The following is a 13,826-nucleotide window of genomic DNA, read 5'->3' on the forward strand; positions in this document are numbered from 1 at the left end:
TTAAGTCATAATAGAGATTGTCAGTAAATTGACAATTGATACAGCTATGTAGATTTAAAAGTTAAAAAAGCCCAACATTAGATGTCAGGCTTTCATTTTTGATCTCAAGCAATTAACCTAGCTCTGGATCAGCCAATAAAGTGCTTGCTGCCAATTTGCCTAGGTTATTGGAAGCCAGCGGACTATCACCCGTCAGTAATTTCCGGTCCTGGTGCACCTGACCTGTAATCCCTGTATTCAAGATTTTAACGCCAAGTTTTTGCAGATTTTCACCGACCAGCCATGGCAGTTGTCCTGGCATATAACCAATATCAATATTCGCGCCTTTATCTAAGGAATCTGGGAAAACACAAAGCTGATAGTCTTTGAAAATATAGTCTTGTGGATTTTCATCAACCGCTGCGGCAAGTAAAGCTGCTGGTCCATGACATAGCGTAATTACATATTTATCGTTGGCAAGGGCCCACTTTAATAATGCTTTGACTTCGGTGCTTTGTGGAATCTTCGCCAGTACACCATGCCCACCGGGAATAAAGAGACCTGCATAAGGAGAATCAGCGCTTAAGGCTTGCTCGAGTACATCAGCAAGTTTTAAGGGGGCTTTGAGCTGTTTCTCATATTTTTTATAGGTGTCTAGTACCACTTGTTCTTCATTGGGCATCGCCCACATTTCCAGCTTGACCGGATTGCCTGACAGTGTTGCCACGTCAAAGGCAAAACCTGCATTATCCAGATGGAACATGGGCAATAGCATTTCCACTGGGTGATTTCCGGTAGAAAAGAATTTTTCATTTTGCATCAAGATATAACGTTCGTCTGTCGCGATCATCAGAATCTTTTTATCGCCCTGATACGGCTGTGGATAGGTTGTACCATCATAATCCGTTTTAGAAGAAGTATACTGACTCAATGAATACGGCGATGGAAAGAATGCGTTATCTTCCGCACGGTCTGGTGTTGGATTACGATCATCGGTATTTGTTGTCATTTCAAGTTTCCTCATTGCATCGTTTTATTTATAAGCATATTGCGTGAGCAACCTGCCATACTCAAGGACTGAGTACGAACAGGCATGGAATGAACATAATCAGGCAAATTAAGACTTAATTTCGAGTACCACCTTGCCAGTATGCTGACTACTTTCTAAACACTGATGTGCCTGCGCGACATCTTCAAAGGCGAAAGTTTTATAGATGATTGGCTTACATTGCCCTGCTTCAATCAAAGGCCAGACAAACTGTTCAAGATCCTGAGTAATCTTAGCCTTTTCTTGATTGGTTCTGGCACGCATGGTTGAGCCAGTAACCACGGCACGTTTGAGCATTAATTCCTGTATATCAAAGCCATCAACTTTACGCCCACCCATAAAGCCAATAATCACCAGTCGACCGTCACGCTTTAACAATCTCAGGTTTTGGTTGAAGTAAGACGCACCGATAATATCCAGAATCACATCTACGCCCTGCCCATCGGTCAGCGCCAGAACTTCTTTTTCAAAATCCTGAGTTTTGTAGTTAATGACCTGTGACACAGAAGATAATTTTTCAACCTTATCATCACTCCCCACCGTGGAGAAGTTTTTAATGCCCATGGCATGACACAAGCTGATTGCCGTTGAACCAATCCCGCTGGCACCGCCATGAATCAGCACGGTTTCATTTTTCTTTAATTGACCAATCTGGAACAGATTTGCCCAGACGGTGAAATAAGTTTCGGGAATCGCAGCAGCCTCAACAAAACTGAGATTTTTGGGAATCTTCAAGCTTTGATTGGCGGGTACAGCACAATATTCAGCGTAGCCACCACCGTTGGTGAGTGCGCAGACTTTATCACCTACTTTAAACTGAGTGACTCGAGCACCTACTTGTGCGACCACTCCTGATACTTCCAGTCCGGGAATAGGCGTAACGCCTTTGGGCATCGGGTATAGACCTTGACGCTGTAAAATATCTGGTCGGTTAATTCCAGTTGCGTAGACTTCAATCAGGATTTCATCTGCTGTAATTTCTGGGCGTGCTCCCTCGGCAAGCTGTAACACTTCAGGACCGCCTGCTTGAGTAATTTCGATATATTTCATTTGTTCTACGCTATTTTGGTTCATCTGATCATGACTCCGTTTCAGTATTCGATTCAGCATGTTTGGGCGGAAAACCAAACTGCTTTTTAAATTCTCGGCTAAATTGAGAAGAGCTCTGATAACCAACAGCATAAGCTGCCTGAGCCACACTTTGGTCTGCGTTTTGCAACAATTGTTTTGCCTTATGCAAACGGACGACTTTTAAATATTGCAACGGCGAATGTTGTGTTACCTGTTTGAAGGCTTTATGAAATGCAGAAGTGCTCATATTGGCTTGCTCTGCCAGCATGTCTACAGTGAGCTTTTCTGTAAAATGGTGCTGGATATATTCGCAGATTTTATAGATGGGTCTGAGATTGCCTTGTGCCACCAAACCTTTTAAGGCATCTGCGCCTGCATGTTGTATCACTCGATAAAGCAATTCTCGTTTAATCTGCTCGCCTAAAACCAGCACATCCTGTTCCGAGGTCAATGTCTGTAACAAACGATTCAGCACACTCGAAATGGCCTGATCATATTCGATCACACTCATTCCTGTGGTGAGTGGCTTAAACTGGTAATTTTCAAAATAGGTTTTAGCCAGTAGCTCATTCACAGTGTCTGCGTCCAGTTTCATACTGATCGCTATCATCGGTGCTTCCGCACTGGCAATGGTGTCACAGTCAAAAGGCATTGAAACCGAGACAATCAGGCATTGACCTTGTTGAAAGGAATAGGTTTCGGTACCGATATAACCGCGCTTTTGGCCTTGTAAAACAAATACTAGGGTTGGTTCCTGTAATACCGCGATCGGTGGCGTATTGTGATCTACGCGCATTAGCACAATGCCGTCAATGGCTGTGGCAAAAAAGCCTTCTTTCTGCACCAGTTTTAGAAATGAGTTGATCAGTGTTTGGTCATTCATCATGTGTCATCTGATGATTGGAAATGTGATTTTTATTATTAAATAGCAAACAGATAAAAACTGTTAGTTTTATGCAGAATTAGGCATGGAAAAGAGAGTTTTGTGAAGCTCAGCGGATGTAAGATTGAATGTATTTCCTAATTTAACTGAACATTTCTACTTATTTTTATTATTTTACGGCTGTGATACAACCGTATATTTACCTATTGGTAAATTCCATTTAGAAAGAAAAGCAGTATAACTACAAGATTTTTGGAAATATCCTACTTTAAGCTCCTCTCCTATACCATTTTTTTCACAACGAAATACGGCCTCATAATTGCCATGAGTTGCATTTGAATACTCTAATTTGACCAGTTTCATGTCTTTAAAACAGGATTTACCTTCAGGTGGATGAACCCATGTAATAGAATGATTTGAATCACTACTAGAACTTATAGCCATTTTTGAGTATACAGCTTCGATATATTCATCCTTTAATTCTGGATAACTCTCAAATGAAACACGATCACAATCACGATAAATTATATCTCTTTTGATCATGTCATTCCCACGATCCAAGATATCTTTTATTTCAACAAGTTCCTGAGTTTCCTGAGAGTGAAATAAAAAATAATTCAAAAGGATGGAAGCTATTATAATCAGTAGAATCTGATACTTTTTTTTAAATTTTTTCATCTTATTTCTATAGATATATAATTTACGATATATAAATTAACAGCATTTACCTCTATTAGAAATACACTCATGTCTAATAATCTTTACCTCATAATCAATTGAGAGTATTCGGTTAATTTAATTTTAATAAAACTGACTCGAATCCAACATCTGTAGAGTAATTTTTTTCACTTCATCACGACTTTGCATGATATGCGCTTCGATCGCGCTGATCGCTTGCTCGGTTTGTCTTTCAAAAATAAAACCCAAGATTTTTTGATGTTCCTGATAGGTTGCATCAACCCGATAATCTTTGGAAAAGTCCAAACGGCGGATAATCCGGATCCGTTCACTCAAATCACGATGAATCCTTGCCATTTCATTGTTTCCCGAAGCACGGACCAAGGCACAATGAAAATCTTCATCTTGTTGAGAGAGCTGCTTAATATCCTTTAAATATTCCGAAGGTTGTATCAACCACAGCGCTTTTAATACCGACAACTCAACTGAATGATGGTGCTCCATCTGACAGAGTTTTCGAATCGAATCTTTTTCCAAAACAATCCGCACATCATACAGTTCTTCATAATAACGAAAATTGAGCGGTCGAATCTGCCAACCGCTCCGAAAGCTCACATCGACATAGCCTTCTTGTTGCAGACGATACAAGGCTTGTCGGATGGGGGTACGACTCACCTCATAGGCCTTAGCAACTTCAGACTCAGTGAAGCGTTCACCTGGCATCAACTTGAAATCAAAGATGTCATTCTTGATGCGCTGGTAAACCAGCTCAGACAAATTGTCTGAGCTTTTTGTTGTTATTTTTGTTTCTTTCATTCAACACTATTCCATATATACCAATGGTTCACCACTGTGTACGGTTTGTCCTGCCCTGCAAATAATGGCTTTGACGATGCCATCTTCCTCTGCATAAACTGGCAGTTCCATTTTCATGGCTTCAATAATAGCAATAGTCTCTCCTTTTTTGATCTCTTGGCCATGTTCAACAAAAATTTTCCAGATATTGCCAGTCATTGATGCATTTAAAGCAGAAAGATGGCTGTAGTCGGCCTGACTGGCTTGTTCTACCTGCTGTTCAGGTTGCACTGCAAACTCTTCTTTCCAGCGGCTGACTTCGGTACTAAAAGCCTGTTGCTGTTTCTCTTTAAACGCGGCAATGCTTTCTGCTTCATCCTGCAAGAACTGTACATATTTGGCATAGTCGAACTCGGTTTCTTCAATCTGAATTTGGGCACGGCCATTTTCAAAATCTGCACGCCATTGATTGAGTTCCGCTTCAGTGACAGGGAAATATTTAATCTGGTCAAAGAACTGCAAGAACCATTGTTTATCACCAAATTGCTTGTTCTTTTTAAACTTGTTCCAGATCGGCAGCGTTCGCCCAATCAACTGATAACCACCCGGTGAATCCATGCCATAAATACACATGTACATGCCACCAATCCCCACCGTACCTTCTGCGGTAAAGGTCCGTGCAGGGTTGTACTTGGAGCTGAGCAAACGGTGACGTGGATCGATTGGCACAGCACAAGGTGCTGTCAGATAAACGTCGCCTAAACCCAGGACCAGATAGTTAGCATCAAAAATGATATCTTTGACTTCATCACGATGTGATAGACCATTAATACGTTGGATAAAATCAACATTATTCGGTAACCACGGCGCTTTGGCGCAGACACTTTCCTGATAGCGCTCCACTGCACCTAAAGTTGCACTATCTTCAAATGCCATTGGTAAATGTACAATACGTGATGGAATTTTAAGCTGGCTTAAATCTCCCATTTGCTCTTCAAGTTTAAGCAATTGTTGAATGAGCTCGGCTTGAGTAATCACCAGACCATCATATTTAATCTGTAGTGAACGTACACCGGGTGACAGTTCTAAAACTCCAGCAAGGTTGGCAGCGCGAATCATTTGAATCAATTGATGCACACGTAAACGTAACGCTAAATCCAAAACGTTTTCACCATATTCGAGCAAGATATAGCTATCTCCAGCTTGGCGATAAACCGTTTTTGGCGATAATTCTGTTTGTTCACGTTGTGCCAGAATGGTGGTAAAGACATCTTGAGCTGGCTCAATGGTTTCAACGACTTTGGCAGCGGCAGCAAAGTTCTGGATATTGTCAATTTGCTTACGTTCTAACTCGTTGGCCTGCTCGACTGTAATTGGATAAAAACGGATTTTATCATCGGCTTTCAACTGGCCTACTTTCCACAGTTCTGCTTTGGCAATGGTCACAGGACACACGAAACCACCAAGGCTAGGACCATCTTTTGCTAAAATCACAGGGAAATCGCCAGTAAAGTTGATCGCACCAATTGCATATTCACAATCATGCACATTGGATGGATGTAGACCTGCTTCACCGCCATTTTCTCTTGCCCAGCTCGGTGTAGGCCCTGAAAGTCTGACGCCTAAACGGTTTGAATTAAAGTGAACAGTCCATTCAGAGGCAAAAAATTCTTCTACATATTCAGGTTTAAAGAAATCAGGCGCGCCGTGTGGTCCATACAGCACTGCAATTTCCCATTCATTGCTATATTCAGGAATGAGGTCTTTGGATAAGGCTTGAGGCTCAGCAATCGCAAGCGGTAATTCCGCACTTGTAAGTTCTGCATCAACCATTTTGATCATATCGCCAACACGTAAAGTACGCCCTGCATGACCACCGAAATTGCCCAATGCGAAGGTTGAACGGCTACCCAAATATAGGGGGACATCCAGCCCATTACGTACCGCCAAGTACGTACGGCAACCAGATGCCACTTGTCCTATTTTTAAAGTCTGACCTGCTTTGACTTTAATCGGTTGCCAAAAGGCAATAAGTTGATCATCCAACACGGCAGTACAACTTGCACCTGTCAATGCAATGGTGGTATCGGCATGGAACTTCAAGCTTGGGCCCACCAAGGTAAATTCAAACCCCGCTGCTTTAGCGTCATTACCTACAATTCGGTTAGCCAGTTGGAACGCATAATCATCCATAGGACCCGATGGCGGCACACCGATATCCCAATAGCCTGTTCGTCCCGGATAGTCTTGAATTGAGCTCAATGTACCCGCTTGTACCACTTCAATGACTTTTGGTGAATAATCAAAATCATCCAGCATGCGTGTCCAGATTTGCATAGATTCAAAACGTTGGTCTGAGACTATCGCACGTGCATAATCCAGATTGGTGCTGATACCATTTAAACGGGTTTCAGCCAAAACTGCTTTTAACTTTTCGATTGCAGTAGCACGATCGTCAGCATGCACAATAATTTTGGCAATCATTGGATCGAAATACTGGGAAATTTCAGTCCCTGTTTTCACCCAGGTATCGACACGAATACCTTCGGGAAATGACACTTCCGTGAGCACACCTGGGCTTGGTTGGAAATTTTTAACAGGATCTTCGGCATAGATCCGAACTTCAATCGCAGCACCTTGCGGTTGGATATTGCTGAGGTAGTCCCAATCCAACGCATCGCCTGCTGCGACTTTGAGCATGCACTCAATCAAGTCGAGACCTGTCACCATTTCCGTTACCGGATGCTCCACCTGTAAACGGGTATTCACCTCAAGGAAATAAAATTCATCCCGCTTGGCATCATAAATAAACTCAACCGTTCCTGCACTGCGATAATTGACGGAACGACCCAGTTCAACTGCAGCTTGATGGAGCTTTTTACGGGTTGCTTCAGGCAAGTTTGCTGCGGGGGTTTCCTCAACCACTTTCTGGTTACGGCGTTGCAAGGAGCAATCACGCTCACCAAACGCGACCACTTGACCTTTGCCATCGCCAAAAATCTGTACTTCGACATGACGTGCTTGATCAATAAAGCATTCAATAAACACACCTGCATCTTTAAAGAACTGCTCACCTAGGCGTTTTACACTTTCATACGCTTCAGTTAATGCTTGCGGGGAGTCACAACGGGTTAAGCCAATTCCACCGCCACCTGCAGTGCTTTTGAGCATGATTGGATAGCCAATCCGTTCAGCAGCTGACAATGCTTCTTCAAGGCTATCAAGCAGTCCTGTGCCCGGTGTCATTGGAACATTCGCCGCCGCAGCCAATTCACGTGCGCGATGTTTTAGGCCAAACTCCAGAATCTGTTCTGCAGTTGGGCCCATAAAGGCAATGTTGTTTTCTTCACAGGCACGAGAAAAATCGGCACTTTCGGACAAAAAACCATAGCCCGGAAAAATCGCTTCTGCCCCAATTTGTTGAGCAGCTTGAATCAATTTTTCGATACTTAAATAGGTATCGGCAGGTTTTAAACCTTCCAGTGCAATGGCAATATCGGCATCCTGCACATGTTGTGCATAACGATCGCTGTCTGAATAAACCGCGACACTGGTAATACCTAATTTTTTCAGTGTTCGAATTGCCCGAACAGCAATTTCACCACGGTTTGCAATAAGTACAGTCTTAAACATGATGATTTCCCCCTAAAAATTAATTGGCTGCATTGGCGAGTTGCTGATCTGCTTGACTGTTCCGATGCTGGATATATGCTCTCCAGCCGCCAAAATGGCTGATATTTTCGGCATCGCCTAAGCCATAGGGTTCACAAATAAAGCCTTTCACCCAACGGCCATCTTCAAGTTCGACATTGCCCATGCCCAATGGGGTTGGAATTTCTGCCACAAACTCACCGAAGCGTGCTGCAGGTACATCCCAAAGCTCGACAATGATGCTTTGCCCATCTTGCTGACGAGCCAAACCCGGTTTTGGTGGAACGGTGCCATTCAATGCATACAGTGCATAATTTTGAGAAGTCTTGGTGGTTTCTACATGCACTGCACCACGCGTGGTGAGTTGGAAATTTAATGGCATCCCGGTTAGATGCGCCCCTACAACCGCGACCCGAATATGGTGAGGAGACAGTAAAGTTGCTGTATTTGTAGATAAAGGCTTATCTACAGCGCCGAGTTTCAGTGCCAGATAGTTCTGCCAGGCTTTGCCGAAGTGCACCAGCGCTGCGTCATGCCAAGCCGGTGCAATCAAGCTGATACCAAAGGGTAAATTGTCTGCTCTAAAGCCGGCAGGTAATGCCAAGGCAGTTAAATCAGCGAGGTTGGTGAAATTGGTATAAGTCCCGAAATGTGCGTTATATTCAATCGGGTGCTGTTGCATTTGTTCAATGCGATAAATCGTCGGTGACGTTGGCACGATCAAGGCATCAAACTCAGCCAAGCTCGTTTGAATTTTTCGGCTTAAGTCCTGCTTTAAATATTCAGCATTGTAGGCATCCACCGCAGAATATTTTTCACCTTGTTGAATGATCTCTAAAACGGTCGGGTCAAAATCAGCTGCATTGGTTTTGAGTAGACTGGCAGCCGCAGCGGTACGCTCTGCCACCCAAGCGCCTTGATAAAGTTGCGCTGCAAGTTGCTCAAAAGCAGAAAAATCAATCGGCGTGATTTCTGCATTTAAACTTTCCAGTAATTGGATGGTGTGTTGAAAGGCTTTCTCTGACAACTGGTCACCAAAGAAATTCAATTTATCCGGAATGGCAAATTTCAATTTGCTGGAAAAACGTGCGGGTACATTTTTCGGGTGCTGACGTGAATAGCTATCGAAAGCATCATAGGCTTCGGCCTGATTGGCAACCAGTTCCGCATCAGAAACCGTCAATGCAAAAATAGAAATACAATCAATGCTCTTTACCGCAGGTAATAAACCGCGATTAGAAAATCGCCCTTTGGTTGGCTTTAAACCGACAATATTATTGAAGGCTGCTGGCACGCGTCCTGATCCTGCAGTGTCAGTTCCCAAAGAAAATGGCACCCAACCTCTGGCCACAACACTGGCAGACCCCGAGCTTGAACCACCACTGACATATTCAGGTTTAAAACTATTCGGTACTGCCCCAAATGGTGAACGTGTGCCAACCAGACCTGTGGCAAATTGATCAAGGTTGGTTTTGCCAACAACAATCGCACCGGCCTGTTTCAGTAAACGGACTGTCTCGGCATCTTGCATAGCCACCGTATTGAGAGCCTTACATGCCGCCGTAGTAACAAAGCCAGCTACATCAATATTGTCTTTGACGGCAAACGGTACACCGTATAACGGAAACTGTTTGTGCAGATGGTCAGCATCTTGAGTCAGTTGCGTTAATGACTGAATCTGTTGTTCCAATAGTTCTGGGCTGACAACAGAAATCCAGGCAACATCATGAGGATCAATTGCTGCAACCAGTTCTTTTAAAATATCCAGCTGAATTTCTTTGTTTAAATACGCGGCTTGCCATTCAGAAATTGTCCAGCCCAAAGTTTTTAGTTGATGCATTTTATGAATCCTATCTTGTATACAAGTTTGAATAGATAAATGCAGAAACTGTGCCAATTTTATTTTTATATATAAATTAATTACTTAATATCTTATATAAATATGAGTGAACATCTAGGGTCTCGTTGTGGTGCTAAAAAATATGTTGTGCGAATCAATGTGCGCTATAAACCAGCAGATGATTAGAGAGAAAGCAAAGATTAAGGAAATTGTGGAATAAGGCGTGTTAATTTTTTATGTTTATATAATTATTTATTTACTTTTAGATAGTGTGCGAAATCTTCAAACTCAGTTGCGACAGCCTGAATCGCTTGCTGCTCCATGGTTCTAAATTTTTTAAGTACCTCTTGCCCTAATTCAGTTACCACTGCACCACCACCATGCGTTCCGCCTGTTTGGGTATCGACTAGATGAGAATGAAAGCATTGATTCATGGTGTCCACCAATTGCCATGCACGGCGATAACTCATCTGCATGGATTTTGCCGCTTGGGAAATTGAGCCTGTACGCTGGATCGCTTCAAGTAGCTCCGCTTTACCGGGACCAAAAGCAATCTGCTCCTCTGAAAAAATCCGGACATGCAGTTTTAAACGTGGTTTTGACATCAAGATCCACCTGAGATTTGATGATGCATTTCACATCATCAAATCCTATCATTATAAAGTTAGAAATGAATCACGGTACGAATCGACTTGCCTTCATGCATTAAGCCAAAGGCTTCATTAATATCTTCTAACGGCATGGTGTGCGTTACGAATGGTGCCAGCTCAATCTCACCCTTCATTGCATCTTCCACCATTTTTGGTAATTGGCTACGGCCTTTTACACCACCAAAAGCAGTTCCCATCCATTTACGGCCTGTCACCAACTGGAATGGACGGGTTGAGATTTCCTGACCTGCACCTGCAACCCCGATAATCACCGATTGTCCCCAACCGCGATGCGCACATTCCAGTGCAGAACGCATGACATTGGTATTGCCGATACATTCAAAAGAATGGTCAACCCCCCAACCGGTCATTTCAACAATCACTTGCTGAATCGGCTGTTCATAATCTTTCGGATTAAGGAAATCGGTTGCACCAAACTGTTTTGCCAACTCAAATTTATCAGGATTGGTATCAATCACAATAATACGGCCAGCTTTGGCTTGACGTGCACCTTGTACCACAGCAAGGCCAATACCGCCTAAACCAAATACAGCAACACTGTCGCCCTCTTGGACTTTCGCCGTATTATGTACTGCGCCAATACCCGTAGTCACACCACAACCCAATAAGCAGACTTGTTCATGATTGGCTTCAGGATTGATTTTTGCCAGAGATACTTCTGCAACCACGGTATATTCACTAAATGTTGAACAACCCATATAGTGATAAATCGGTTGGCCCTGATAAGAGAAACGCGTGGTACCATCTGGCATCACACCCTTACCTTGGGTTGCACGTACCGCCACGCATAAATTGGTTTTACCCGATTTACAGAATAAGCATTCTTTACACTCGGCGGTATACAGCGGAATCACATGGTCACCCACTGCAACACTGGTCACACCCTCACCAACTTGCACCACAACCCCAGCCCCTTCATGCCCCAGCACTGCCGGAAAAACACCTTCTGGATCATCACCTGATAGAGTGAAAGCGTCAGTATGGCAGACCCCGGTATGGGAAATTTTAATCAGGACTTCCCCTTTCTTGGGTGGTTCAACATCCAGCTCTACGATTTGTAATGGTTCGCCTGCGGCAAAAGCAACGGCTGCACGAGATTTAATCACAATGACACTCCTTACTTTAAATAAGATTTAAAAATTTTACTGACTTGAATGAGCCCTTGACTGCGTTGTAACTCCGAAGATTCGCCAACGACCAAGGTATCTTTTAAATGAATTTCGAGAAGTTCGGTCATCAAACCATTTAATGCGCCACGAACTGCACAGATTTGCTGCAAAATATCAGCACATTCTGTGTCATTTTCCAAAGCACGCTCTACACTTTGAACTTGACCCTGGATTCGTCTTACACGTGTGAGAATCTTTTTTTTATCCTCTAATTGTTTAGGCATAATGTCGACCACATTAAATCTAAAAATATACTATACACCAGTATAGTAATATAACTCAATTTTTACTCATTGATAGACTTAAAGCGCTCGCTTTCAAGAAGAACTGAGATAGAAAAATTAAGTTTTTAAAATGCTAAAATATTGATTATATTTATTATTACATTTAAACCTTGGAACCCAAAAGCGTTTAGAGATATAACAAAATCAAACATCTATACATTATTGTTGGACTGGCACGCTTGATCAATAAAATCATAAACAATTCATATCATTTTAAAATCATGGCTCTTGTTATTATGTTTGGAATGGGCGGCTGTTCTTTGCCCCCTAATCAGAACCATGATCGGAGTAACTCCTTGAACACTAAAACAAAGTGGATGAATGATCCACAAGCCGATCTTAATATTGAAAACGGTTTAACGGCTTTTTTAGCTTTGGATGATGCCTTTTTAAGTATGGCCTCACGGATGCATTTGATTCGAAATGCCCAGCATCAACTGGATTTACAATACTATATCTGGAATGATGATGTCATCGGCAACATGATGTTGCATGAATTGCTCAAAGCAGCAGACCGCGGGGTAAAAGTCCGTTTACTGATTGATGATCAGAATGGCATAAAATTAGACAAAACCTTAAAAGCCCTCGCCCGACATCCAAATTTTGAAATCCGTATTTTCAATCCCTATAAGTTTAGACATTTACGTTTTATTGATTATGTATTCAGGCTGAAACAGATTAATCATCGTATGCATAATAAGCTTACCATTGCCGATCATTCGATTGCAGTAACAGGTGGCCGTAATATCAGTAGTGAATACTTTGATGCAGGTGAGCAATTCCAGTTTAGCGATATGGATATTTTATTCTACGGTAAAGCAGTCGATCGCGCAGAACAGGTTTTCGAAGAATTCTGGTCCGATCCACTCAGTTATTCAACAGAACAATTAATGGGTGCGGCTTCGCCGCAGCAACTTGAGGATTTAAGAAATAGCTATAAAGCCTTAGATCAGGTTGATACCTCCACCGAAGATAAACTCGAAGCCGCGCAAGATTATTTAAAACTTCGCCTACAAAACTATCCGGTGCAATGGGCAAAAGCGCATTTTGTCGCTGATCACCCGAGTAAGGCCTTAGGAAAGGCCAAAGATCAGCAGCTTTTATATGCTCAAGTTCTAGAAATTATGGGTAAACCTGAACAACATATGGAGCTGGTCTCTGCTTATTTTGTACCGACTCAACAAGGAACTGCCTATCTCAATCAACTCTCTAAAGACGGGATAAAAGTACGTGTCCTGACCAATAGTCTAGTAGCTAATGATGTCGCCGTAGTGCATTCTTTTTATAGCCAATACCGAAAACCACTACTACAAAGTGGTGTGCAACTGTATGAGTTTAAACCGAATATTGAACGTAAAAAACGAACCTGGTATGAAATTGCGACTGGGAGCGTAATCCCGGTGAAAGGCAAGAATCGCTCAAGTCTGCATGCAAAATTTTTTGATGTCGATGGCAAGGTGTTTATTGGTTCATTTAACTTTGATCCGCGCTCTGCGCATTTAAACACTGAAGTTGGTTTAGTGGTGGAATCTGATCATTTACAAGACCAGATTACGGCTATGCTGGATCAGCATTTGCTACAAGTGGCCTATCAGCTCAAACTAGATCAAAATGGCAATATTGTCTGGTATGAACATAAGCCAAATGGTGAAGTGGTTGAGCATCATCATGACCCTGAAAGCACCAGATTCCAGCGCTTTACCATGCATGTTGTGTCTTATTTTCCAGTTGAATGGATGATGTAACGAAGCTTGTTT

General features: G+C 42.6%; 11 protein-coding genes. 1 reads left to right on the forward strand and 10 read right to left on the reverse strand.

From position 1 onward, the window contains the following. Positions 1-112: 112 nt before the first annotated feature. From hchA to JO943_RS02195, 10 genes are all read right to left on the reverse strand, one after another. Positions 113-988 (reverse strand): glyoxalase III HchA, encoded by an 876-nt coding sequence (gene hchA / locus JO943_RS02150; protein WP_202739857.1) that lies wholly within the window; start codon positions 986-988, stop codon positions 113-115. A 108-nt stretch (positions 989-1,096) separates the two neighbouring features. Continuing rightward, complete coding sequence (locus JO943_RS02155) at positions 1,097-2,101, reverse strand: NAD(P)H-quinone oxidoreductase (protein ID WP_202739858.1); 1,005 nt, start codon at positions 2,099-2,101, stop codon at positions 1,097-1,099. Between the two features lie 4 nt (positions 2,102-2,105). Next, on the reverse strand, positions 2,106-2,984 hold the full coding sequence (locus JO943_RS02160; protein WP_032872661.1) for an AraC family transcriptional regulator: 879 nt from the start codon (positions 2,982-2,984) through the stop codon (positions 2,106-2,108). 171 nt (positions 2,985-3,155) lie between these two features. After that, entirely contained in the window at positions 3,156-3,659 is a 504-nt protein-coding gene (locus tag JO943_RS02165) for a hypothetical protein (protein WP_202739859.1), read from the reverse strand. Positions 3,660-3,782: 123 nt separating this feature from the next. Further along, complete coding sequence (locus JO943_RS02170; RefSeq protein WP_202739860.1) at positions 3,783-4,475, reverse strand: GntR family transcriptional regulator; 693 nt, start codon at positions 4,473-4,475, stop codon at positions 3,783-3,785. Positions 4,476-4,481: 6 nt separating this feature from the next. Continuing rightward, positions 4,482-8,087, reverse strand: a complete 3,606-nt coding sequence (gene uca / locus JO943_RS02175) for an urea carboxylase (RefSeq protein WP_202739861.1) — start codon at positions 8,085-8,087, stop codon at positions 4,482-4,484. A 19-nt stretch (positions 8,088-8,106) separates the two neighbouring features. Continuing rightward, on the reverse strand, positions 8,107-9,945 hold the full coding sequence (gene atzF, locus JO943_RS02180; protein ID WP_202739862.1) for an allophanate hydrolase: 1,839 nt from the start codon (positions 9,943-9,945) through the stop codon (positions 8,107-8,109). 248 nt (positions 9,946-10,193) lie between these two features. Continuing rightward, positions 10,194-10,550, reverse strand: a complete 357-nt coding sequence (locus tag JO943_RS02185) for a winged helix-turn-helix domain-containing protein (protein ID WP_202739863.1) — start codon at positions 10,548-10,550, stop codon at positions 10,194-10,196. Between the two features lie 59 nt (positions 10,551-10,609). Further along, positions 10,610-11,719 carry an S-(hydroxymethyl)glutathione dehydrogenase/class III alcohol dehydrogenase gene (locus JO943_RS02190; protein ID WP_202739992.1) on the reverse strand — a complete coding sequence of 370 codons (1,110 nt, stop codon included), beginning with the start codon at positions 11,717-11,719 and terminating at the stop codon, positions 10,610-10,612. A 14-nt stretch (positions 11,720-11,733) separates the two neighbouring features. Continuing rightward, a complete protein-coding gene (locus tag JO943_RS02195) occupies positions 11,734-12,009 on the reverse strand; it encodes a metal/formaldehyde-sensitive transcriptional repressor (protein ID WP_202739864.1) in 276 nt (91 codons plus the stop codon). A gap of 296 nt (positions 12,010-12,305) precedes the next feature. Here JO943_RS02195 and JO943_RS02200 point away from each other — a divergent pair, with 296 nt between their 5' ends. Then, entirely contained in the window at positions 12,306-13,814 is a 1,509-nt protein-coding gene (locus tag JO943_RS02200) for a phospholipase D family protein (protein ID WP_202739993.1), read from the forward strand. The last annotated feature ends 12 nt before the right edge of the window (positions 13,815-13,826 follow it).

Origin of the sequence: Acinetobacter sp. 'aerobic (ED)' (assembly GCF_904886855.1) — a bacterium.
GTDB lineage: Bacteria > Pseudomonadota > Gammaproteobacteria > Pseudomonadales > Moraxellaceae > Acinetobacter > Acinetobacter courvalinii.

Coding starts and splice junctions, on each gene's coding strand:
- JO943_RS02170 (WP_202739860.1), bottom strand. CDS start 4,475: ATGAAAGAAACAAAAATAACAACAAAAAGCTCAGACAATTTGTCTGAG.
- atzF (WP_202739862.1), bottom strand. CDS start 9,945: ATGCATCAACTAAAAACTTTGGGCTGGACAATTTCTGAATGGCAAGCC.
- uca (WP_202739861.1), bottom strand. CDS start 8,087: ATGTTTAAGACTGTACTTATTGCAAACCGTGGTGAAATTGCTGTTCGG.
- JO943_RS02165 (WP_202739859.1), bottom strand. CDS start 3,659: ATGAAAAAATTTAAAAAAAAGTATCAGATTCTACTGATTATAATAGCT.
- hchA (WP_202739857.1), bottom strand. CDS start 988: ATGACAACAAATACCGATGATCGTAATCCAACACCAGACCGTGCGGAA.
- JO943_RS02200 (WP_202739993.1), top strand. CDS start 12,306: ATGTTTGGAATGGGCGGCTGTTCTTTGCCCCCTAATCAGAACCATGAT.
- JO943_RS02155 (WP_202739858.1), bottom strand. CDS start 2,101: ATGAACCAAAATAGCGTAGAACAAATGAAATATATCGAAATTACTCAA.
- JO943_RS02160 (WP_032872661.1), bottom strand. CDS start 2,984: ATGATGAATGACCAAACACTGATCAACTCATTTCTAAAACTGGTGCAG.
- JO943_RS02185 (WP_202739863.1), bottom strand. CDS start 10,550: ATGTCAAAACCACGTTTAAAACTGCATGTCCGGATTTTTTCAGAGGAG.
- JO943_RS02195 (WP_202739864.1), bottom strand. CDS start 12,009: ATGCCTAAACAATTAGAGGATAAAAAAAAGATTCTCACACGTGTAAGA.